This window comes from Streptomyces sp. NPDC127119 (assembly GCF_042677425.1).
GTDB lineage: Bacteria > Actinomycetota > Actinomycetes > Streptomycetales > Streptomycetaceae > Streptomyces.
Map to the genome: position 1 here is coordinate 18669 of NZ_JBHXTO010000067.1, position 22749 is coordinate 41417.

15 protein-coding genes are annotated in these 22749 nt (G+C 72.4%); 11 read left to right on the plus strand and 4 right to left on the minus strand.

What is annotated here, in order from left to right:
- The 11 genes from ACFVH5_RS25595 to ACFVH5_RS25645 all read left to right on the plus strand — a co-directional run bounded on the left by ACFVH5_RS25595 (position 1) and on the right by ACFVH5_RS25645 (position 15661).
- Positions 1–720 (plus strand): hypothetical protein, encoded by a 720-nt coding sequence (locus ACFVH5_RS25595; RefSeq protein ID WP_385836111.1) that lies wholly within the window; start codon positions 1–3, stop codon positions 718–720.
- 10 nt (positions 721–730) lie between these two features.
- Complete coding sequence (locus tag ACFVH5_RS25600; RefSeq protein ID WP_385836112.1) at positions 731–1141, plus strand: LysM peptidoglycan-binding domain-containing protein; 411 nt, start codon at positions 731–733, stop codon at positions 1139–1141.
- Entirely contained in the window at positions 1134–2273 is a 1140-nt protein-coding gene (locus ACFVH5_RS25605) for a hypothetical protein (protein ID WP_385836113.1), read from the plus strand. Before ACFVH5_RS25600 ends, ACFVH5_RS25605 begins: the two co-directional genes overlap by 8 nt.
- A 49-nt stretch (positions 2274–2322) precedes the next feature.
- A complete protein-coding gene (locus tag ACFVH5_RS25610) occupies positions 2323–2859 on the plus strand; it encodes a phage baseplate assembly protein V (RefSeq protein ID WP_385836115.1) in 537 nt (178 codons plus the stop codon).
- A 97-nt stretch (positions 2860–2956) separates the two neighbouring features.
- Entirely contained in the window at positions 2957–3310 is a 354-nt protein-coding gene (locus tag ACFVH5_RS25615; protein WP_385836116.1) for a hypothetical protein, read from the plus strand.
- Positions 3307–3693, plus strand: coding sequence for a GPW/gp25 family protein (locus tag ACFVH5_RS25620; RefSeq protein WP_385836117.1), 387 nt, complete (start codon positions 3307–3309; stop codon positions 3691–3693). Before ACFVH5_RS25615 ends, ACFVH5_RS25620 begins: the two co-directional genes overlap by 4 nt.
- Positions 3690–6992 (plus strand): putative baseplate assembly protein, encoded by a 3303-nt coding sequence (locus ACFVH5_RS25625; RefSeq protein ID WP_385836118.1) that lies wholly within the window; start codon positions 3690–3692, stop codon positions 6990–6992. Before ACFVH5_RS25620 ends, ACFVH5_RS25625 begins: the two co-directional genes overlap by 4 nt.
- Complete coding sequence (locus ACFVH5_RS25630; RefSeq protein WP_385836119.1) at positions 6989–10924, plus strand: putative baseplate assembly protein; 3936 nt, start codon at positions 6989–6991, stop codon at positions 10922–10924. The genes ACFVH5_RS25625 and ACFVH5_RS25630 overlap by 4 nt, the downstream gene beginning before the upstream one ends.
- Entirely contained in the window at positions 10924–13083 is a 2160-nt protein-coding gene (locus ACFVH5_RS25635; protein ID WP_385836120.1) for a hypothetical protein, read from the plus strand. The genes ACFVH5_RS25630 and ACFVH5_RS25635 overlap by 1 nt, the downstream gene beginning before the upstream one ends.
- 82 nt (positions 13084–13165) lie before the next feature.
- Positions 13166–14779, plus strand: coding sequence for a DUF6519 domain-containing protein (locus ACFVH5_RS25640; protein ID WP_385836122.1), 1614 nt, complete (start codon positions 13166–13168; stop codon positions 14777–14779).
- 3 nt (positions 14780–14782) lie between these two features.
- A complete protein-coding gene (locus ACFVH5_RS25645) occupies positions 14783–15661 on the plus strand; it encodes a peptidoglycan-binding protein (RefSeq protein WP_385836123.1) in 879 nt (292 codons plus the stop codon).
- A gap of 306 nt (positions 15662–15967) precedes the next feature.
- On the opposite strand, the gene ACFVH5_RS25650 is transcribed toward ACFVH5_RS25645, so the two are convergent.
- From ACFVH5_RS25650 to ACFVH5_RS25665, 4 genes are all read right to left on the minus strand, one after another.
- A complete protein-coding gene (locus ACFVH5_RS25650) occupies positions 15968–17380 on the minus strand; it encodes a M1 family metallopeptidase (protein WP_385836124.1) in 1413 nt (470 codons plus the stop codon).
- A 43-nt stretch (positions 17381–17423) separates the two neighbouring features.
- Positions 17424–21377 (minus strand): Pls/PosA family non-ribosomal peptide synthetase, encoded by a 3954-nt coding sequence (locus tag ACFVH5_RS25655; protein WP_385836126.1) that lies wholly within the window; start codon positions 21375–21377, stop codon positions 17424–17426.
- Between the two features lie 197 nt (positions 21378–21574).
- Positions 21575–21781: a DUF397 domain-containing protein gene (locus ACFVH5_RS25660; protein WP_385836127.1), complete on the minus strand. Its 207-nt coding sequence runs from the start codon at positions 21779–21781 to the stop codon at positions 21575–21577.
- Entirely contained in the window at positions 21778–22632 is an 855-nt protein-coding gene (locus ACFVH5_RS25665) for a helix-turn-helix domain-containing protein (protein WP_385836128.1), read from the minus strand. The genes ACFVH5_RS25660 and ACFVH5_RS25665 overlap by 4 nt, the downstream gene beginning before the upstream one ends.
- Positions 22633–22749: the final 117 nt, after the last annotated feature.

Genomic DNA, 22749 nt, shown 5'->3' on the forward strand with positions numbered 1-22749 from the left:
ATGACCCGCTACGCCGACATCCCCAAACCCATCCGTTCCGGAATAGTCGTCGTCGACCCCGACCGCGGAACCCCCCAGCGCATCATCGTGCTGCAGTTCAATCCCGACACCCTGGAGCGCAGTCTCAGTCCGCAGTCCGCCGGGGGGAGTGGGGATTCCGGTGGTGGGGGGAGTGGGTCCGGGGATCGGAATGAGGCTTTGCGGCTCAAGGGGCCCGCCCAGGAGACCTGGAAGTTCACCGCCGAGATCGACGCGACCGATCAGTTCGAGGTCGCCGCCCCCGACGGCATCCACCCCCAGCTCGCCACGCTCGAAATGCTCGTGCAGCCCACGACCCAGCAGATCCGCGACGCCACCCGCCTCTCGCAGAAGGGGGCCATCGAAATCAGCCCGATCGAAATGCCGTTGACCCTTTTCACCTGGGGCAGCAAGCGCGTCATGCCCGTGCGGATCACCGAACTGTCCATCAACGAGTCGGCGTTCGACGTGAACCTCAACCCGATCCGCGCCTCGCTCGGCATCGGGCTGAAGGTCCTCACCGTCAGCGACCTGCCCGCCGGACACCGCGGCGCCGACCTCTACATGGCCCACCTCGCCCAGAAGGAACGCCTCGCCTCGGCGGCCCGCCGCGGCAGCCTCGGCGGCCTGGGCCTCACAAGCGCCGGCACGGGCACGGGCACGGGCACGGGCACCGGCGTCACCCTGACCGGAAGGGGCTGAGGCAGCGGCCATGGCAGACATCGAGCCCTACGAGAACGCCCTGGACGCCATCCCCGGCGCCCACCCCTACCCCCGCTCCAGCCGCTACCACGACGCCGAGATCGGCATCCACCGCCAACCCGACGGCACCGAAGTCCGGTATACCAAGGGCCGGTTGCTGCCCCCGCTCGACCAGCCCGGTCAGCCCGGTCAGCCCGGTCAGCTCGATCAGTTCGACCGGGCCGGCGACGAGGGCCGGCGCCACACCGTCGGCAGCGGCGACCGCCCCGACCTCCTCGGGCAGCGCTACTACGGCGATCCCGCCCAGTGGTGGCAGATCGCCGACGCCAACCCGGTCCTCGACCCGCGGGAGCTGACCGACGAGGCAGGCAAGGTCATCGAGGTGCCGCTCCCCGGCAGCGGGGGAGAGCGGCGTGTTTGACGTCCCCGTGGGCCAGGGTCCCGTACACATCACCCTCCGCATGGGTCCGAAACTCACCCGCCCCGTCCCCGCCGAGGTCACCGAAGCGCTGCTGTCCGCGCAGATCACCGCTACCGCGGGCGAACGCAGCGGCTTCCAGCTCGCCTTCGACCTCACGAAGAACGGGATCATCAACCGTGCCCTGCTCCCGGAGGGCTTCTTCGACCCGAAGACCCGGATCATCGTGACGGTCACCGTCAAGGGCACCCCCGACGTGCTCCTCGACGGCCTGATCGTGCGCCAGGAGGTCGGCGCCAGCAACCAGCCCGGCCACTCCACGCTCACCGTCACCGGCGAGGACCTGTCGCTGCTGATGGACCTGGAGGAGCGGACCGACCGCTATCCCAATCTCCCGCCCTCCGACCGCGTCCTCGCGATCCTGCGCCGCTACTCCGACTACGGCATCCGGCCCGATGTCTACAAGGAGAAGGTGAGCCAGCCCCCGCACCAGGACCTCCGCGTGCACTACCAGACCGGTACCGACCTCCAGTACGTCACCGAGCTGGCCCGCGCCAACGGCTACACCTTCTACCTGGAACCCGGCCCCACCCCCGGGCAGTCGTCCGCCCGCTGGGGTCCCGAGATCCGCCTCGGCATCCGCCAGCACGCCCTCAACGTCAACATGGACAACAACTCCACCGTCGACCAGCTGACGTTCTCGTACGACGGAACCGCGCGGGAGGAGCCGCAGGCCCGCTGGCAGGACCCGGGGACCAGGGTGTCCACCCTGCTGCCGCAGCCGCCGATCAGCCCCCTGCGCCCACCGCTCGGCAAGCGCCCCACCCCCGCCCTCAAACGCAGAACGCTCACCGGCACGGCCAAGCAGCAGCGTGAACAGGCCGAGGCCGAACTGCTCGCCAGGGCCGCCGTGTCCGCCGACGTCATCTCGGGCTCGGGCTCGCTCGACGTCAACCGGCACGGCTACATCCTCCAGCCCCGCCAACTGGTCGGCGTCCGCGGCGCCGGACGGGCGTACGACGGCGACTACTACGTCAAGTCCGTCACGCACAACCTGCGCCCGGGCTCGTACCAGCAGAACTTCACCGTCTCGCGCGAGGGGCTTGAGGCGCGCAGCGCCTACGTCAGGCCCTGAACCAAGTCGAGGCGACCGACAACACCCGACAGAGCAGGAGCAGTTCAGCATGGCGGCAACCGGCAATCGCTACCTCGGCAAGTTCCGCGGCCGGGTGGTGGACAACGACGACCCGCTGCGGATCGGGCGAGTCAGGGCCGAGGTCCCGGACGTCCTGGGCGACGAGCCGTCGACCTGGGCGCTGCCCTGTCTGCCCTTCACCGGGCCGGAGTCGGGACAGTTCGTGGTGCCGCCGCCCGACGCGGGTGTCTGGGTGGAGTTCGAGCAGGGTGACCCCAGCTTCCCCATCTGGACTGGGTGTTGGTACGGGGCCGCCGAGGAGCTGCCGCCCGACGCGCGCCGCGAGCTCCAGGCCGGTTCGCCGAACAAGCCCGTGGTCGTGCAGACGCCCCTCGCGCACAAGCTCGTGATGAGCGACACCGCCGGTGCCGAGCAGGGGATTCTGCTCCAGGCCCAGGGCGGCGCGTACATCCGTATCACCAAGGACGCCGTGGTCATCGCGACCGGCGCGGGCGCCGAGGTCGTCCTGCGCGGCAGGGAAGTGACCATCAACGAGGGCCAGTTGACCGTGCTCTCGAAGCGATAGCGACAGCGACAGAGACAGAGACGGCGACCGCCATGGCCAGGGCGACTGCCGCAGCGGTGCAGAAACGACAGTGAACGGAAGACGGGGGAACCATCAAGTGTCCAGAGCGACAGGGGCGTCCGGAAGCCTGCTCGGCGCAGGCGCCGTGATCAGCTGCCCGCACGGCGGGCGGGCCACCACCGCCACCACATCCGGCTCCACCGTGCTGATGGACGGGCATCCCGTCGCCACGGCCGCCCACGCGTACGTCGTCACCGGCTGCCCGCACACCGTCGACGGGGTGCCCGAGCCGTGTGTCTCCGTCCGCTGGACGGCGGGGAGCACCGGGGTGACGGCCGGCGGTTCGCCCGTCCTGCTCGACATCTCCGCGGCCGAGTGCTTCACGGCCGCGTTCGTGCCGCAGGGGCCGCCCGTCGTCCAGGCCGACCGGCGAAAGGTGACCGTCCGATGAGCCCACGCACCCGCCCCCGTACCGACATCGCGTTCCCCTTCAGGACCGACCGCCGGGGCCGTACCGCGCACGCGCGCCACGACGAGCACGTCCGCGACCTGATCGAGCAGGTGCTGTTCACCAGCCCCGGCGAACGGGTGATGCGCCCCGACTTCGGCTGCGGACTGCTCGACCTGGTGTTCGCGCCCAACAGCCCCGAACTCACCAGCACCCTCGAACTGTCCGTGCAGGCCTCCCTGCAGCGCTGGCTCGGCGACCTCGTCGAGATCGAGGACCTGGACGTGGTGAGCGAGGACGACACGATTCGGGTCCACCTCTCCTACGCCGTGCGCTCCACCGGGACGCGCCGCGACGACGTCTTCGAAGGGAGGGCCGCGGCATGACGGCCTCCGGCACGACCCGCGGCACGACCGCCTCCCGGCGGGCGAAGGCAAGAGCCGCCCAGCTCAACGGAGTCGACGCGGTCGAGGTGAGCGACGACGGACTCACCCTCACCGTCACCTTCCTCGGCAAGGCCCCGCACGGCCTGTGCGCCGAGAACGTACGTATCGAGGGCGGCCGGCGCGTCGACGGGCTCACCGGCATCACCGTCGTCGACATCGGCGTCGAGCGCGAGGAGGACCCCGAACTCGACGACCGGCTGTACGTCACCCTCGACCGGACCGGCGACTCGTCCCGCTACCGGCTCTCCCTGGTGGAGACCGACCCGTACGGGCGTCCCGGGACCGAGCCGTACCGCGGCTTCGACCAGCGCTATCACGGCGCCTCCTTCACCTTCCGGCCCGACTGCCCGAGCCCCTTCGACTGCAAGCACGGGCACGAGCACGAGTACGGCCACGAGTTGTCACCCGCCCAGGCGTTCCCCGAAGCGCCCGTCGTCGACTACACCGCCCGCGACTACGACACCATCCGCAAGCTGCTCCTCGACCGGCTCGCCCTCACCACCCCCGACTGGCTCGAGCGCAGCCCCGCCGACCTCGGTACGACGCTGGTCGAGATGCTCGCGTACACCGGCGACCAGATCAGTTACCAGCAGGACGCCGTCGCCACGGAGGCGTATCTCGACACCGCGCGCCGCCGGGTCTCGGTCCGCCGGCATGTGCGGCTCATCGACTACGCGATGCACGACGGCTGCAACGCGCGCGCCTACGTCACCGTGGAGAGCGCCGGCGACCACACGCTGCCCCCGGGCACGTACCGCTTCGCGTCCGTCGACGTCCGCTCCCTCGACCCGCACGACCGTCCGGCGCCCGGCACGGTCATCGGTGACGGGGACCTCGCCGACCTCGACGAGCGCGGGTCCGTGGAGGTCTTCGAACCGGTCGTGGCCGCCGACCCGCTGGAACTGCGGTCCGCCCACAACACGATCCGGCTGTGGACCTGGGGTGGCGAGGTGCGCTCCCTGCCCAGGGGTGCGACGGCCGCGACCCTGCGCGACGAGTGGCGCGACACGGAGACCTGCGAGGAACGCCGACTCGGCCTGCGCGCAGGTGACTTGCTGGTTCTGGAGGAGGTGAAGGGGCCGCGCACCGGCACCCCCGGCGACGCCGACCCCGCCCACCGGCAGGTGGTCCGGCTGACCTCCGTCACCCCCGCCGTCGACCGGATCGAGGACCAGCCGGTCCTGGAGGTCACCTGGGCCGCCACGGACGCACTGCGCTTCCCGCTGTGCCTGACCACGCGCGGCGGACGCGGCTGCGAGCCCGTCGAGGACGTGACGGTCGCCCGCGGCAACGTCGTCCTCGTCGACCACGGCCGCTCCCTCAACCCGCGCGGCGAAGGCCTCCCGGAGACGGTCACCGTACCGCCGGGTCCCGCCGTCGGCGGCTCCTGCGGCACACCGGCCTTCGGCTGCGCCGACCCCGACGAGGGCAACGGCCCCGCCCGGCTCGTCAACTCCCTCACGGACAAGGCGGACTGCGGTGAACCGCTGACCCCCGACGATGTCCACGAGCTGTTCGCCGTGGTGGGCGAGGACGCGACGGTACGCGCCGGACTCGGCCTGGAACTCACCGGGCGGCGCCCAGGCCGCGGCGGGACGGCGAGCGAGGGGCAGGTCGTGCCGGGCACGGCGTACGCCCAGGCCGCGGCGCTGCGGACACTGCTCGCCCAGTCCGTGTACCCGGGCATCGCACCCCGCTTCCGGCCCGTGCTCGGCCGCTCGCCCGTCACCCAGGCCGTGCCGTACCCGGAACCTGGGGTCGTCGCCACCGGCCAGGCCGACCGGATCGCCGCCATCCCGGGACGGGTCGAGCAGCGGCTCACCGAACTGTGGCGCAGCGCCCGCGACCGCGACGGGCTCGGCGAGCAGGAGATCGCCGAACTCACCGTGCTGTACGGCCTGAAGGTCCTGGAGCGCCTCGAACTGCGCCGCCACCCGGTCCGCGCCCTGCGTGAACTCCTCTTCCTCAGCGACCGGTTGCTCCACGCCAAGCTCCGGCGCGTCGAGGTGCTCACGGCACGGGCCCGCGCGGGGACGGTCCTCGACGGACACATCGCCTGGGAGATCGCGCACAGTTGGGGACCCGCGTACGCGGACGGCCTGCACCCGGGCGAACAGGTCCTGCGGGGCCCGGCCTCGGCGGCACTCCGGCACGACCCGCGCCAGGCCCTCCCCGCCGTCCGGCTGCACGAGGCCCATCACGGCCATCACGGCCATGACGGTCAGTACGATCACAACGGCGACGACAAGCACGGCCACCACCACGGCCACCACCACGGCCACCACCAAGGCCACCACGACGACGTGATCTGGGAACCACGCCGCGACCTCCTCGACAGCACCCCCCGCGACCGCCACTTCGTCGGTGAACTGCAGGACGACGGACGCCTCGCCCTCCGCTTCGGCGACGGCCGGCACGCCGCGCGGCCCACCCCCGGCACCCGGCTCGAACTCCGTTACCGGCTCGGCGGCGGCACCGCGGGCAACGTGGGCGCCGAGGCCATCAACCACCTCGTGCTCACCGCCGACTGCGAGCCGCCGCCCGTGGCGGGCGTACGCAACCCGCTGCCCGCCGCAGGCGGCACGGAACCCGAACCGGTCGAGCAGGTACGCCAGTCGGCCCCGCTCGACCTGCGCCGCACCAGGCTGCGCGCCGTCACCGCGGACGACTACGCGGCCCTCGCCGCCGCCCTGCCCGGCGTCCAGCGGGCCGCCGCCACACTCCGCTGGACCGGCAGCGGCCAGGAGGCCCACATCGCCGTGGACGCGTACGGCACCGGGGACTCCTCTCCGGGGCTGCTCGCCGAGGTGACCCAGGCCCTGGAGGCGTACCGCCGTATCGGCCACGACCTCGTCGTCGGCGCCGCCCGGTCCGTGCCGCTCGACATCGCCCTGCGGGTCTGCGCGGTCCCGGGCCATCAGCACGGGCAGATCCTGGCCGAGCTGTACCGCGTGCTCGGCCGGGGCCGCCTCCCCGGCGGACGGCTCGGCTTCTTCCACCCGGACGCGCTCACCTTCGGCGAACCGGTCCGGCTCAGCCGCCTGGTCGCCGTCGCCGCGGCGGTGCCGGGCGTGGAGAGCGTCCAGGTCACCCGGCTGCGCAGGCAGTTCCACGAGGACCGAGGAGAGAGGGAGGACGGCGTGCTGCGGCTCGGCCCGCTGGAGATCGCCACCTGCGACAACGACCCCGACCGGCCGGAGAACGGCCGGCTGACGATATCCCTCGGAGGTGCCCGATGAGCGACGACTGCACCTGCGGCGGAGCATGCGGCGACGGAAACGGGCCCGGTGCCGGCACCGGGTGCGGCGGCGGCGCGTGCGGCGGTCACGACGAACGCCTCGCCCCCGCCCCGCTCCACAACCCTCCCGGCCGTACCGCCCTCGACCTTCGCGTCGGCGACCACGGCTCCTTCCTGGCCGCCCTGCTCGACCGCCTCGCCTCACCCGCGTACCCGGCGCTGCGGGGCCTGACGGTCCGCACCCCGGACGACCCGGCGATCGGCCTGCTCGACGCCACTGCCGTCCTGGGCGACCTGCTCACCTTCCACTCCGAGCGGATCGCCGACGAGGCCTATCTGCGCACCGCCGACGAACACCGCTCCCTGGTGCTGCTCGGCCGCCTCGTCGGCCACCGGCCGCGTCCGGGTGTCGCCGCCGCCACCCATCTCGCGTACAGCCTCGAACGGGACCCGCGCGCCGAGACCCTGTCCGTGGTCGTCCCGCGGGGCGCGCGCAGCCACAGCGTGCCCGCGTCCGCCGACGAACAGTCGCAGACCTTCGAGACGAGCCGTGACCTGACGGCCCGCTGGGACTGGAACGAGCTGAAGGTCCGGCGCCGCCGCCCCTCCCTCGTCACTCCCGAGGACCTGGAACGCCGCTCCGCGCTGTTCGTCGAGGGCACGGCCAACTCCCTCGCCGTCGGAGACCAGTTGCTCTTCGTCTTCGGCGAACAGGCGGGCGCGCAAAGGCTGCTGCTCCCCGTGGCGAGCGTCCGTGTCGACCGGGACGACGAGATCACCGCGATCGGGCTGCCCCGGTCGGCGCCGCCCACCTTCCGTGAACTCGTCGACGAGGTACGGCGCTGGACCACCGAGCCCGCCGCCCCCGGTGAGCCCGGCGACGAACCGCCCACACCGGAGGTGCCCAACCCGCGCCCGGTCAGCCGCCTGATCGACGACCTCGACGACCAGGTCCTCGCCCCGCTGCGCGCCGACCTGGACGGCATCGGCACACCGGAGAGCCTCGCGGCCCGCCTCGCCGAACCCGTCGCGCGCCTCGGCGAGGCCCAGATCCTCGCGACCCCGTACGAGGACGTGGCGGCCTGGTTCGAGCAGCTGGAAGCGGTGCTCGCCGAACTGTCCGAGAGAGCACTGGAGTTGGCCCCCTCCCAGCCGATCCCTCCGGGGGACGGGGACGGGGACGGGGACGGGGACGGGGACGGGGAGGGGGAGAGCGAGGGCGAGGGCTCCACGACGGCGGCGGCCCGGAGCGCGCCGACGGCCCTGAGCACGCCGGTGTCCGCGTCCGCGACCGGCCGTCACGAGGCCGCCCTCCAGGCACTCGGCGCCGTGCTGCCCGCCCTCCGCGGCAAGGCACCGGCGCCCACCGCGCGAGCGACCCGCCCCCGCCGCCCCGGCGCGGACACGGCCCGCCTGCTCTCGGTCCTCGACCCCGGACTCAGCGGCCTCTACCCGGCCTGGCGCACGGCCACCGCCCCCGGCACCCCACCGCTCCTGCGTGAACTGCTGGCCCTGCGCGTGACCACCGCCCCCTTCGGCGCGACGGCCCCGCTCAAACCCGTCCAGGACGACCGGGGCCGGGTCATCCGCACCGCGGACTGGCCCCTCACCGGCGCCCTGCTGGTCAGCATGCGCGTCGTGTTCGACACGGCGGGCAGGGCGCCGGTGAGGGCGGAGTTCCAGTACGTCGAGGGCAGCAGCTCCGACCAGCGCGCGGAGAACCTGCCCGTCACCGTGCCGGTCACCTTCCGCCTCGGCACCGGTGAGGTGGACCTGTCCACCCACGCGGGCCAGGACCGCGAACCGGGCCGGCTCACCAGGCGGCCCACCGACGCGCAGGAGCCGGGCGTCACCGCGGTCCTGCGGGCGGGCCTGCCCGAGCGCACCCTCTTCGTGTCACGCCCCGACGCGGACGGCGTGCTCCGCGTCGGCATCCACAACGGCACCACCGAAGAGGTCACCCTGCGGCCCGGCGTCCCGGAGCGGTTCACGCACGGCGAGTACGAGGTGAGCCTCACGTACACCGTGGGCAGCGCCGCCCCGAACGTCGAGGTGGTCGTCGCCTCGAAGCCCGCGCCCGCCAACCGCCGCCTGCTCCAGCTGGACTCGGTGCGCGACAACATCACGGTCGGCAGCTGGGTGGCGGTCCAGCGTCCCACCAAGGGGGCCGAGGGAGGCATCCCGGGTGATCCCGCTCTCGCGTACGTCACCACGAAGGTCGTGTCGGCGCGGACGGCCGCGTACACCAACTACGGCATCACCGGCCGGGGCACCGAACTCGTCCTGGCCGACCCGTGGCTGGACGAGTTCGACGTCCTGCTGTCGCACATCCGCGACACCACCGTGCACGCGGCGGGCGAACCACTGCGCCTCGCGGACGAACCGCTCGGCGAGGACGTGCACGGCAACGAGATCGAACTCGCCGAGCTGTACGACGGGTTGAGGCCGGGCCGCACCCTGATCGTCGAGGGAGAGCGCAGCGACCTGCCGGGTGCCACGGCCGTACGGGCCACCGAGGTCGTCACCGTCGCCGCCGCCGAACCGGCGATCGACCCGGCCCTGCCCGGCGACCACGTCCACACCGAGCTGACGCTCACGACGGACCTCGCGTACCGCTACCGCCGCGACAGCGTGCGCGTCCTGGGCAACGTGGTCGAGGCGACGCACGGCGAGTCCCGCGACGAGGCGATCGGCAGCGGCGACCCGGACCGGGCCAACCAGACGTTCGCGCTCTGGCAGGCGCCCCTCACCTGGCTCGCCGACGACAACCCGCTCGGCGCCACACCGGTCCTGGAGGTCCGGGCCGACGGTGTCCTCTGGCACGAGGTCGACAGCCTCGCCGGGCGCGGCCCGCGCGAACGCGTCTACATCACCGGCAGCACCGCCGACGGCCGCACCACCGTGACCTTCGGCGACGGCGTTCACGGCGCCCGGCTGCCCGGCGGCCACGAGAACATCCACGCCCGCTACCGCTTCGGCACGGGCCGGGCCGCCAATGTCGCCGCGGGCCGCGTCACTCAGGCCCTGACCCGGCCCCTGGGTGTCTCCGCGGTCACCAACCCGCGCCCGGCCACCGGCGGGGCGGACGCGGACGGGCCCGCCCTGACGCGCCGCACGATCCCCCTCGCCGTCTCGGCCCTCGACCGCCTGGTGTCGGAGGCCGACTACGAGGACTTCGCCCGCTCCCGGGCCGGCGTCGGCCGGGCCGCCGCGCGCGAACTCTTCGACGGGCGGCGGCGCGTGCTGCACGTGACGGTCGCGGGCACCGACGACGTGCCGATCGCCGGAACCGGAACCGGGACCGGGACCGCTGGCGGCGACTCGCCCCTCCTGCGGTCCCTGCGCGCCGCCCTCACCGAGTACGGCGACCCGAACCTGCCGGTCCGCGTGGACGCCCGCGAACTCGTCGCGCTCCTCGTGTCCGCGAAGGTGAAGGTGTCGCCCGACCACTCCTGGCAACTCGTCGAACCCCGCCTGCGCCAGGCACTCCTGCGCGAACTCGGCTACGAGGGAAGCGAGTTGGGGCGGCCCGCCCGCCTCTCCGCCATCCTCGCCACGGCCCACCGGGTGCCCGGCGTCGACTACGTGGACGTCGACGTCTTCACGGGGGTGGCGGCCTCCACGACCGCCGGAGAGCTCACCCGGCTCCTCGCCGACCCCGGCCTGCCGAAGGCGACGGTCCCGGCGCGCGGAGCCACGTACGACGAGAAGACCCACACCGTCCGCGAGAAGGACGGCGAGACGCTGTCGGAGATCTGCGGCCGGTACGGGGTGCCGCTCGCCGAACTCCTGCGCCTCAACCCCGACATCACCGACACCCGCCGCCTGGCGAAGGGCCGCTCGGTGTACGTCTTCCGCGGTATCCGCCCCGCCCAGCTCGCCCTGCTGTCACCGAGGGCCGCGGACACCCTGATTCTGACGGAGGTCAACTGATGTCCAGGGAACCGGACGGACTCGCCGAGCTGCTTCCCCAGTGGCACCGGCTGCGCGACGCCCAGGAGGGCGAACCCCTGCGCGCGCTGCTCGCCGTCATGGCCGAACAGCTCGACCTCGTACGGGAAGGGGTCGAGCAGGGATACGAGGACCTGTTCGTCGAGACGGCGGCCCCCTGGGCGCTGCCGTACCTCGGCGACCTGGTGGGCTACCGGACCCTTCCCGGCTACGAGCGTGTCCTCACCACCGGTCTGCGCGGCGGGAGTCCGGCCGCGCTCACCGAGGCCGTCGCGCCGCGCGCCGACGTCGCCGCCACGGTCGCGAACCGCCGCCGCAAGGGCACCCTCCACCTCCTCGAAGAACTCTCCGAGAACGTGGCGGGCTGGCCCGCACGCGCCGTCGAACTCTCCCGCCACCTCTCCCACCAGCAGCCCGTGAAGCTGTACGGGGCCGGAGGAACCAGCGCGGCGGGTCGCGGCACGCGCGGACGGCTCGCCGACCTGCGGAACGGCTCCGCGCTCGACCTGGCGGGCGGCCCCTTCGGCGAGGTGGCCCGCTCGGCCGACGTACGCAGGGCCGACTCCCGCCACCGGCAAGGGGGTTGGACCCCGGCGGGCGTCGGGCTGTACGTCTGGCGGCTCAAGGCGCACTCGCTGACGTCGTCACCCGCGTACTGCGTCGACCGGGCCCGCAACCTCTACACCTTCTCCATCCTCGGCAACGACACCCCGCTCGTCACCCGGCCGGTCCCCGAGCCCTCACCGCACCACATCGCGGAGATCGACAACGTTCCCGCCTTCATCCGCCGCCGCCGTCTCCACGACCGGCTCGCCGACCTCTACGGGCCCGGTAAGAGCTTCGTCATCCGGCGCGACGGCGAGGACCGGCCCGTACCGCCCTCCGACATCGTGGTCGCCGACCTGTCGGAGTGGCGCTACCGGCCCAAGCGCGGCCAGGTCGCGGTCGACCCGGAGCTGGGCCGGATCGCCTTCGGCGCACGGACCGCGCCCCGCAAGGGAGTCTGGGTCGACTACCACCACGCGTCCGGCGCGGACCTGGGCGGCGGCGAGTACGCACGCGACCGCGAACCGCGCCCCGACGCCACGGTGTTCCGGGTCGGCCCCGGCCAGAGCCACCGGCAGATCATGGACGCCTACCGGGCCTGGCAGCACGACCGCCGGGCGGGCCGCTGCGGCCCCGAGGGCATCATCGAGATCACCCAGAGCGGCGCCTACCAGGAACAGCTGGACTTCGACCTCGACCCGGGCGACCGGCTGGAACTGCGCGCGGCGGAGGGCACCAGGCCCGTCATCCGGCTGCTCGACTGGTACAGCAACCGCCCCGACGCCCTCAACATCCGTGCCGTCTCCGACGACTGCGCCCCCGGCGAGCGGCCCCGGATCGTGCTCGACGGGCTGCTCGTCACCGGCCGCGGCATCAACGTCACCGGCCCGATGGGCGCCGTCGTCGTACGCCACTGCACGCTGGTGCCCGGCTGGTCCCTGGAGCCGGAGTGCGACCCGCACTCCCCGGAGGAGCCGAGCATCGTCCTGGAACGCACCACCGCGTGCCTCCGGATCGAGCACAGCATCCTCGGCACCATCGAGGTCATCGGCGACGAGGTCTCCGAGGAGCCCCTCGACATCCACCTGCGCGACAGCGTCCTGGACGCCACCGCCGACGACCGCGAGGCACTCTCCGCCCCCGACTGCCGGCACGCCCACGCCGTCCTGCACCTGCACCGCACGACCGTGATCGGCGAGATCCACACGCACGCGGTCCGCATCGCCGAGAACTCGCTCTTCACCGGCCGCCTCCACGTGGCCCGCCGGGGCATCGGCTGCCTGCGCTTCTCGTACGTGCCCACCGGCTCCCGTACGCCCCGCAGGTACCGCTGCCAGCCGGACCTGGCCGGTGAGGCGGGCCCCGGCCAGGCCTCCCGCGTACGTCCGCGGTTCACGTCGACGCGCTACGGGACGCCCTGGTACGGGCTGCTCGCCGACCGGGTCGCGGAGGAGATCCGGCGCGGCGCGGAGGACGGGGCCGAACTCGGCGCCTTCCACGACCTGTACCGGCCCCAGCGCGAGGACAACCTGCGGGCCCGGCTCGCGGAGTACACGCCCGCGGGAACGGACGCCGGGATCTTCTTCGTGACGTAGACCCGCCCGAGCAGGCCCGCCCCACCTCGCTCCGCCCCACGACTTCGACGAACCGCACTTTCCGACCAGGGGGACACCCTTCATGCACGCAGACCTCTCCCGCTCCACCTTCCGCCCGGAGCGGCACTACTCGGCGGTGCTGGTCCAGCAGGGCCGCGTCCAGCTCGACGCCGACGCCAACGAACAGACCGCGATCCAGCTCCATCAGGCCCGCGCGCTCACCACCGACCTGATCGGCCCGCACGGCGGACCGCGCGACGCGGCCGGCTTCCGGATCGAGTACGTCGGCGGCAAGCACGACATCGACACCCTCCTCATCCACGGCGGCCGGTACTACGTCGACGGCATCCTGTGCGACGCGGACCGCCCGGCCGCCGGAGTCCCGGTACCGGACGAGGACGCGGAGGACGGTACGGACGGCACGGACAGCGCCGACACCGACGGACAGGGCGCCGCGCAGCCTGACCCGCACTGGACCTACTGGGACCAGCCGGACGGCTTCCGCGACGCGGAGAAGCCCGGCGACCGGCTGCCCTCGCCCGCCCGGGCACCCTTCGTCGCCTACCTCCAGGTCTGGGAGCGCGCGGTCACCGCGGCCGAGGACCCGGCCCTGCGCGAGGTGGCGCTCGGCGCGGCGATGCCGGACACCGCCGCCCGGGCCAAGGTGGTCTGGCAGGTCCTGCCACTGGCGCTCGCCGACCTGGACATCGAGGCCTCCGACCCGTCGAAGGACACGGTCCGCGAGGCCTTCGCCCGCTGGGCCCGCAGGCGGACCGTCTCCTCGTCCCGCCTGGCCGCCCGCGCCGAACGCCCCGGACACGCCGACGAGGACCCCTGCCTGGTCAAGCCGGACGCCCGCTACCGCGGCCCGGAGAACCAGCTGTACCGGGTCGAGATCCACGCGGGCGGCGCGGCGAAGGACGCCTCGTACAAGTGGTCGCGCGAGAACGGTTCCGTGGTCTTCCCGGTGGACGAACTGGACGGCACCTGGGTCCAGTTGGCGTCCCTCGGCCACGACGACAAACTGGACCTGGACGTGGGCGACCGCGTGGAGTTCACGGACACCGCGTACGCCTCCCGCCTCGAACCCCTGCCCCTGCTGAGGGTCGAGGAACTGGACCTCCCCGGCCGCCGCGTACGCCTGTCGGCGGAGCCCGAGCCGGGCGTCGGCCGGCTGCCGCACCTGAACCCGTTCCTGCGCCGCTGGGACCACCACGAGGGCCCGCGCCGCAAGGGCCGCACGACAACCCTGCGGGGCGGGGCGGTTCCCGTCACGGAGGGGGAGTGGCTGCCCCTGGAGGACGGCATCGAGGTGTACTTCGCCAAGGGCGGCGCCTACCGCACCGGCGACCACTGGACCGTGCCCGCCCGCACCGCGACCGGCGGAGTCGAATGGCCGGTCGACGGCTCCCGCAGGCCCCTGCTCCGGCAACCGGCCGGAATCACCCGCCACTTCGCGCCGCTGGCCCTGGTCAAGGGCGAGGCGGGCGCCGTGGACCTGCGCCTGGCCTTCGCGCCGCTCGCCACCGACGTCCCGGCGGCGGACGAGGCGACGCTCGCGGCGGAGGCGCGGGCCCGCGAGGAGGAACAGCGGGCAGAGGCCGCCGACCCGTCGGGCGGCAGGTCGCAGACCACCGCGGAGGCGGAGAACGCCGCGGACGCCGCCGTAGACGCAGACGCGCAAGGAGAGAAGTAAGCCATGGCCACACCACTGACCGCCTCCAAACTGGTGGCGATCCTGCGCGCGGAGGGCCTGACGGTCCACGAGATCCGCAGCTGGCGCAGCCACAACCGCAACAGCAAGGGCGCCTGGGGCCCCATGAACGGCGTGATGATCCACCACACCGTCACCTCGGGCACCGCAGCCTCCGTCGACATCTGCTACGACGGCTATTCCAGCCTGCCCGGCCCCCTGTGCCACGGGGTCATCGACAAGAAGGGCCATGTCCATCTGGTCGGCAACGGCCGCGCCAACCACGCGGGCCTGGGCGACGGAGACGTCCTGCGAGCCGTCGTCAACGAGACGAAGCTCCCGTCCGACAACGAGGCCGACACCGACGGCAACCGGCACTTCTACGGCTTCGAGTGCATCAACCTCGGCGACGGCAAGGACCCGTGGCCCGAGGTCCAGAAGGAGGCCATCGAGAAGGTCTCGGCCGCGATCTGCCGCGCCCACGGCTGGAGCGAGCGGTCCGTGATCGGCCACAAGGAGTGGCAGCCCGGGAAGGTCGACCCGCGCGGCTTCACGATGGACAGCATGCGCACGCGCATAGCGACCCGCTTGAAGAGCAAACCCACTTCGCCCAAGCCCCCGGCGACGCCCCCGAAACCGTCGTACGTCCCCTTCCCGGGCAGCGCCTTCTTCCACGTGGGCCAGAAGTCGGCCGTCATCACGGCGATGGGCCGCCGCCTGGTCGCGGAAGGCTGCGGCCGTTACGAGTCCGGCCCGGGCCCCGACTGGACGGAATCGGACCGCAAGTCGTACGCGGCCTGGCAACAAAAACAAGGCTTCAAAGGCAAGGACGCGGACGGAATCCCAGGCAAGAAAACCTGGGACACCCTGAAGGTCCCCCGCTAGCCCCCTAAGGGGCGCGGGGAACGGCGCGAGCAACCACGACGCTCCCGCAGGTCAAAAACGCCGCCCACCCCCCGCCCCTCCAGGGGCGCGGGGAACGGCGCGCTCAACCACGACGGACCTGCACGTCACAAACACCGGTCACCCCCACCCCCTAGGGGCGCGGGGAACTGCGCGCTCAACCACGACGCTCCCGCAGGTCAAAAAATACCGCTCACCCCCACCCCCTAAGGGGCGCGGGGAACGGCGCGCTCAGCCACGACGCTCCCGCACGTCAAAACCACCGCCACCCCCCCGGGGGCCCCGCCGTCACCCCCCGCTAGGCGGATAAGACGGCCGTTCAGGAATCCCCACCCCCGCCGAGGGCAACGCAGGCAGCGCCCCCTCGAAAACCCACGCAGCGAACAGCTCGTCCAACGGCTCCGCCGAATACCGAGCCACATGCGCCACGAACGCCGCCGTGGTCACCGCCCCACCCCGATGAACGGTCACCCACCCCCGCAACATCCGGAAGAACGCCTCGTCCCCCAAAGCGCACCGCACGGCGTGCAACACCAACCCGCCCCGCTCGTACAGCCGGTCGTCGAACATCAGCTTCCGCCCGGGATCGGCCAGCCGAAGGTCCTGCGGCTTCCCGGCCAGCCCCCGATGCGCGATCCCGGCCAGGGCCTGCGCACTGCGCCCACCCGACCGCTCGGACCACAGCCACTCCGCGTACTTCGCGAACCCCTCGTTCAGCCAGATGTGCCGCCAGTCGGCGATGCTCACACTGTTCCCGAACCACTGGTGCGCCAACTCGTGCGCGACCAGCCGTTCGTACCCCCGCCCGCCGTCCACATGGTTCGCACCGAACAGTGAGAGCCCCTGCGCCTCCACGGGCACATCGAGTTCCTCCTCGGTGACCACGACCGCGTACTCGCCGAAGGGGTAGGGCCCGAACAGTTCCTCGAAGAGCGTCATCATCGCGGGCTGCCGTGCGAAGTCCCGCGAGAACTCGGTGAGCAGCCGTGCCGGAATGTGCCCGGACTGCGGCACCCCGCCCAGTCCCGGGTCACCGAGCAGCACGGTCTGGTACTTGCCGATGGAGAGCCCGACCAGGTAGCTGGACGTCGGCGCCGCCTGCTCGTACACCCACGTGGTCGTGGACGCCTTGGGCGTACGTGTCAGCAGCCGCCCGCCCGCCACCACCGAGTACGCCGACGGCGTGGTCACGGCGATCTGGTACGAGGCCTTGTCGGCGGGCCGGTCGTTGCACGGGTACCAGGACGGCGCCCCCACCGGCTGGCTCGCCACCAGCGCCCCGTCCTCCAGTTCCTCCCAGCCGATGCCGCCCCACGGGCTGCGTACCGGCTTGGGGTTGCCCGACCAGTGGATCTCCACGGTGAACGCGGCCCCGGCCCGCAGCGGCTTCGCCGGGCGGATCCGCAGCCGCCCGCCCCGGTGCGTGTAGTGCGTCGTCCGCCCGTCGACCCGGACCCGCCCGATCCGGAAGTCGGCGAGGTTCAGCTGGAACTCGGCGAGCGGCGACCGGCCCGCTATGGCGTTCAGGCGCGCGGTGCCGGACAGCCGGTTGGGTCCCGGACGGTAGTCCAGGGCGAGTTCGTACCGATGGACCCGGTAACGGGGGTCCCCGTTCGCCGGGAAGTACGGATCCGCTCCCACTGTCTGCTGAACCACTGAAGTATCTGCTCCCTGCGCTGTGCTCGTACGGTGTGCCGGCATCGCCTCCCGGGCGCCGTACGAGCCGCGTCTGGGAACGCGACGCCTAGGAACGCCACGCCTCGATCGGGTTGCCCAGCCAACGGGTGTCGTCGGGAACGGATTCCGCCGCCATGACGAGGGACGCGGGTCCCAGTGTGCTGCGCGCCCCGACGGTGCTGCCGGGCAGAACGATTCCGCCCGGACCCAGGGTGGCGCCCTCACGGAGGACCACAGTATCCGTCCTCAAGATCCGGTCGTGGAAGAGGTGGGTCTGCAGCACACAGCCACGGTTGACCGTCGCCGCGTCCTCCAGTGTCACCAGATCCGTCTCGGGCAGCCAGTAGCTCTCCACCCAGACGCCCTTGCCGATCCGGGCGCCGAGGCCGCGGAGCCACAGGTTCATGACGGGCGTACCCGGCACGGACCCGGCCAACCACGGCACGGCGACGACCTCGACGAAGGTGTCGGCCAGCTCGTTGCGCCACACGAAACCGCTCCACAGCGGGTGCTCACCGGCACGGTGACGCCCCACGAGGACCCACTTCGCGACGACGGACAGCAGCCCGGCGGCGGCCCCCGCGCCCAGCAGCACCAGCCCGGCGAGCGCCCAGGCCCACGCCCCCAGCGCGCTCAGCGCGGCCACCGTCAGCACGGCGAGCGCCGCCGAGCAGAAGACGGGCACGATCCGGCACAGCTCGACGAGCCCGCGGGCCCACAGCAGCCGCACGGGCGGGTCGTACGTCAGGCTCTGGTCGCCGTCCTGTGTGGAGCGCGGCAGCTTGACGGGCGGCAGCCCCAGGTAGGAACTGCCCTTCTTGGCCTTCTTCGGCGTCGCGGACAGCACCCCGACCAGACCGCCGTCCGGCACCGAGCGGCCAGGACCGGTCATCCCGGAGTTCCCGAGGAAGGCCCGGCGCCCGATCTCCGCCCGCCCGATCTTCATCCAGCCGCCCCCGAGCTCGTACGGCGCGGTGAGCGTGTCGTCGGCCAGGAACGCGCCCTCGCCGACCGTCGTCAGGCTCGGCAGCGCGAGGACCGTCGACACCTCGGCGCCCCGCCCGATCTTCATGCCGAGCAGCCGCAGCCACACCGGCGTGACGAGTCCCGCGTACAGCGGGAACAGGGTCTCCCGGGAGCGGTCCATCAGCTGGGTGACGGTCCAGGCCTGCCAGCCGATCCTGCTGTGCGTCGGATGCGTACCGGGCCGCAGCCCGAGACTCAGCAGCCGCACGGCGACCAGCAGGAGCAGCGCGAACGCGAGACCGAAGGCGAGGGTCGCCGGCACCAGCGCCACGGCGGCGCCCCGCAGCGCGTCGGCGAGCCCGGCGTCCGGCGCCACGAAGGCGCCCACGACGAGCAGCGCTGCCAGCCCCGACACCACGGGCAGCATCGTCAGCGCGAACCCGGTCGCCCCGTACATCACCCGCCAGTACGTGCCCTTCTGGGGGCGCTCCTTGGGCCAGTCCCGCTTGGCCTTGCCGAGCTTGGCCGCGGGCGAGCCCGCCCACCGCTGACCGGTGGGCACCTGCCCGGAGACCGCCGAGCCGGGGGCCACCTCGGACCGCTTTCCGACCCGCGCGCCGGGGAAGAGGATGCTCCGGGTGCCGACCACGGCGTGCGCGCCCACCTTGACCGGGCCGATCTCCAGCCGGTCGCCGTCCAGCCAGTGCCCCGAAAGGTCCACCTCGGACTCCACGGCGGCACCGCGGCCCAGCTTGAGCATGCCGGTCACGGGCGGCAGCGAGTGCAGGTCGACGTCCGGGCCGACCTTGGCGCCCAGCGCCCGCGCGTACCGTTCGAGCCAGGACCCGGTCAGCGAGGTCGCCCCGCTGAACTCGGCGAGCCGTTCGGCCGTCCACAGCCGCAGATGTACGCTCCCGCCGCGCGGATACTCTCCCGCCGTCACGTTCCTCAGCAGCAGCCGCGCCCCGCCGGCCCCGATCGCGAGCCGTCCGGGCGGGCTGAAGAGCAGGGCTGCCAGCGGGGCGACCAGCCACCAGGAGGCGGTCGGCGCCCACGGGTACGCCCTGAACCAGTGCAGCGCGTTGCCGAGCGCGGCCAGCGCCACGGTCCAGCGCAGCCCGAGCAGCGCGAACAGGGGGAGGAGCACCAGCAGCTGCACGACCTTGGCGCGCGCCGGGACCGGCGCGATCAGCCGCTCGGCGCCGTCGCCCTGCGCGGACTTCTCCAGATGCCGGGCCAGCTTCCGCAGCACCGGCTGCTGGTAGATGTCGAGCACGGCGGCGCTCGGGTAGCGGGTGCGCAGCCGTGTGGTGAGCAGGGCCGCGGCGAGACTTCCGCCGCCGATCGCGAAGAAGTCGTCCCGGGCGGAACCCACCGGGATGCCCAGCACCTCGCTCCACTGCTCGGCGAGCCAGGCCTCGGTCCCGTAGAGCTGCTCGGTGGGTCCGCCGGTCTCCAGGTTCTCCAGCGGCCAGGGCAGCGCGTCCCGGTCGACCTTGCCGGACGTACGGGTCGGCAGCTCGGGCACGAGCGCGATCAGCGGGACGAGAGCGGCGGGCAGCTCGGCCCGCAGCCGTTCGACGGCGGGGGGGTGATCCCAGCCGCCGCCGTCGGCCCCGTCCTCCTGGACCTGTTCCCTGACCTGTTCCTGGACATCCTCCTTGACCTGCTCCTGGACCTCGTCCTGGAGCACGACGTAGCCGACGAGCAGCTGGTTCCCGCCGCGCGCGGTGCGCACGGCGGCAGCGGCTCCGGCCACCCCGGGCAGCCCCTGAAGAGCGGTGTCCACCTCGCCCAGCTCGATCCGGCGCCCGCCGAGCTTGATCTGCTCGTCGGCCCGCCCGAGGAAGATCAGCCCCTCCGGCTCCGCCTTGACCAGGTCACCACTGCGGTACGCGCGCTCCCACCCGAGCGATTCGAGCGGGGCGTACTTCTCGGCGTCCTTCTCGGGATCGAGATAGCGGGCGAGCCCCACGCCCCCGATCACGAGCTGCCCACTGCCACCCATGGGCACGGGGTTCCCCGCCTCGTCGACGACGGCCAGCTCCCACCCGTCGAGCGGCAGCCCGATCCTGATCGGCTCCTCGCCGGTCATGAGCGAGGCACAGGCCACGACGGTCGCCTCGGTGGGCCCGTAGGTGTTCCACACCTCACGCCCCTCGGTGACCAGGCGCTGCACCAGCTCGGGCGGGCAGGCCTCACCGCCGAAGATCAGCAGCCGTACCTCGTTGAGCGCCTCCGGCTCCCACAGGGCGGCCAGCGTCGGCACGGTGGAGACGACGGTGATCTCCTGCTCGACCAGCCACGGCCCGAGATCGGCGCCGCTGCGCACCTGGGAGCGCGGTACGGGCACCAGGCAGGCCCCGTAGCGCCAGGCCAGCCACATCTCCTCGCAGGAGGCGTCGAAGGCCACGGAGAGCCCCGCCATGACCCGGTCACCGGGTCCGATGGGGTCCTCGGTGAGGAAGAGACCGGCCTCGGCGTCCACGAAGGCGGCGGCACTGCGGTGACTGACGGCCACGCCCTTGGGCTTGCCGGTCGAACCGGAGGTGAAGATGATCCACGCGTCGTGCCCGACCCCGGGCCGCGAGGCCGGCACCTCGCTCCGCCCCTCGACGGTCAGCTCGTGCCCGGCCCCGACGACGGCGCGTACGTCCGCCTCGCCGAAGACCAGTTCGGCGCGCTCGTCCGGGTCCTCGGCGTCCACCGGCACGTAGGCGGCCCCGGCGGCCAGTACGGCCAGAATGGCCACGTACAGCTCATTGGTGCCGGACGGCACGCGCACACCGACACGGTCGCCGAGGCCGACGCCCGCGTCGCTCAGCCGTCGCCGCAGCGCCTCGACCTCTATGGCGAGAGCGCGGTAGGTGAGGGCCTCCCGGCCGTCGTCGAGGGCGGGCTCGTCGGGATACGCGCGCACGGAGGCGTCGAGGATGTCGACGAGCGTGCGCGGAGAGGGTGCGGAGGCTGCGGAGAACCGCGCCCGGTCGCCGAACTCGGCCCGTACTTCGTCGTCGGACAACTGGAACGCGGGGCCATGCTGGAGGGCTGCCATCGGGTCCTCACATGTCGTACCCGGATGCACCGGGGGAGCCGGCGGGCCCGCAGGTATGCCTGGGGATATTCCACTCAGCTCCGAACAAGCGTGGAATTTTAGTACGACGCTAGCCCCGGCCTCGCGCCACAGCGACGCGAACGGGCCCGTACGGACCCCGCTGACCGGCCTCCACACCCCTCTGACATGGAGTTATGTCACCTTGACGAGATCTGCCCCACACCTGCCGGAAACACGGCGACGAACGCCGTCCAGGCGTCTGGGGAGACGGCCAGCGACTGCTTCCGAATGTCCTTCGAGTCCCGCACGTGGACGGTCGCGGTGCGCACCGCGACCTCGATGCAGTTGTCGCCACCGCCACCGCTGTAGCTGCTCTTGAACCAGGTCGTTTCACTGGCAGTCATAGCGCTCCTCGCATCTGTTCCAGCAAGCTGGCTGTGGCCTGATGGCTCAGGGCCTGCGAGCGCATTTTGCCATAGCGCTGAAGCATGTGACTTGCGGCTTTTGGGTCGGTGATCAGCAGGCTGCTGCTGTGCCCCTCGACGTAACCGACCCATCGGTGACCGGCCGTCTCGGCGAGGTACATGTCCCCCTCGGCGCCCGCGTGTTCCTCCTGCAGCGATGGCATGACCTGCAGCTCCACATTGCGGTAGCGGCCGACTGAGAGCAGGTGCTCCACGAGGACTTTCGTCACCGCGACACCGCCCATCCGACGCTCCAGAACCGCCTGTTCCACGACGAAACTGAACGACGTGTTCGGGCGCTCGACGAGGAGTTGCTGCCTGGCCATCCGAGCCGCCACCTGAAGGTCGGACTGCTCATCCGTGAGCGGAGGGAGATAGCGCTCGAAAAGGGCCCGGATGTACGGCTCTGGCTGCAACAGGCCCGGAATCACCCGGCACTCGTACGCGTACAAGGAGATGGCCTCCTCCTCGACCCCCGCCCACTGGCGGAACCAGGACGCCAGCCCCGCCTTACGGGTGAGGCTGCGGGCCGCGGCCCCCAACACCCGTGCCGCGACGGGGCCCAACACCTCCTCCGACCGGTCCAGCAACTCCCGGGGAGGGAACCGCTTGCCCTGCTCGATCTTGGCGACGTACGCGGTCGAGTACCGCACGAGTGGCGCGAACTGCTCCTGCGTGAGCCGGGCTTCCTCCCTCAGGACTTTCAGCACCGCACCGAAGGTCTTGAGGCTGTCGGACACCTCCGGTTCACAACCCCCGCCCGCCCCGCCGCCGTTGTCAGCCGTCGCCATCGAAGCCGCCTTCCCCTGTGCTGTTGTGCCGCTGAGCTGATCAATGGTTACGTACAGCGACCGTCCCAGTCCAGAGAGTGAACCCGTACAACGGGATCTGTATCGGCGCCGAGCCTG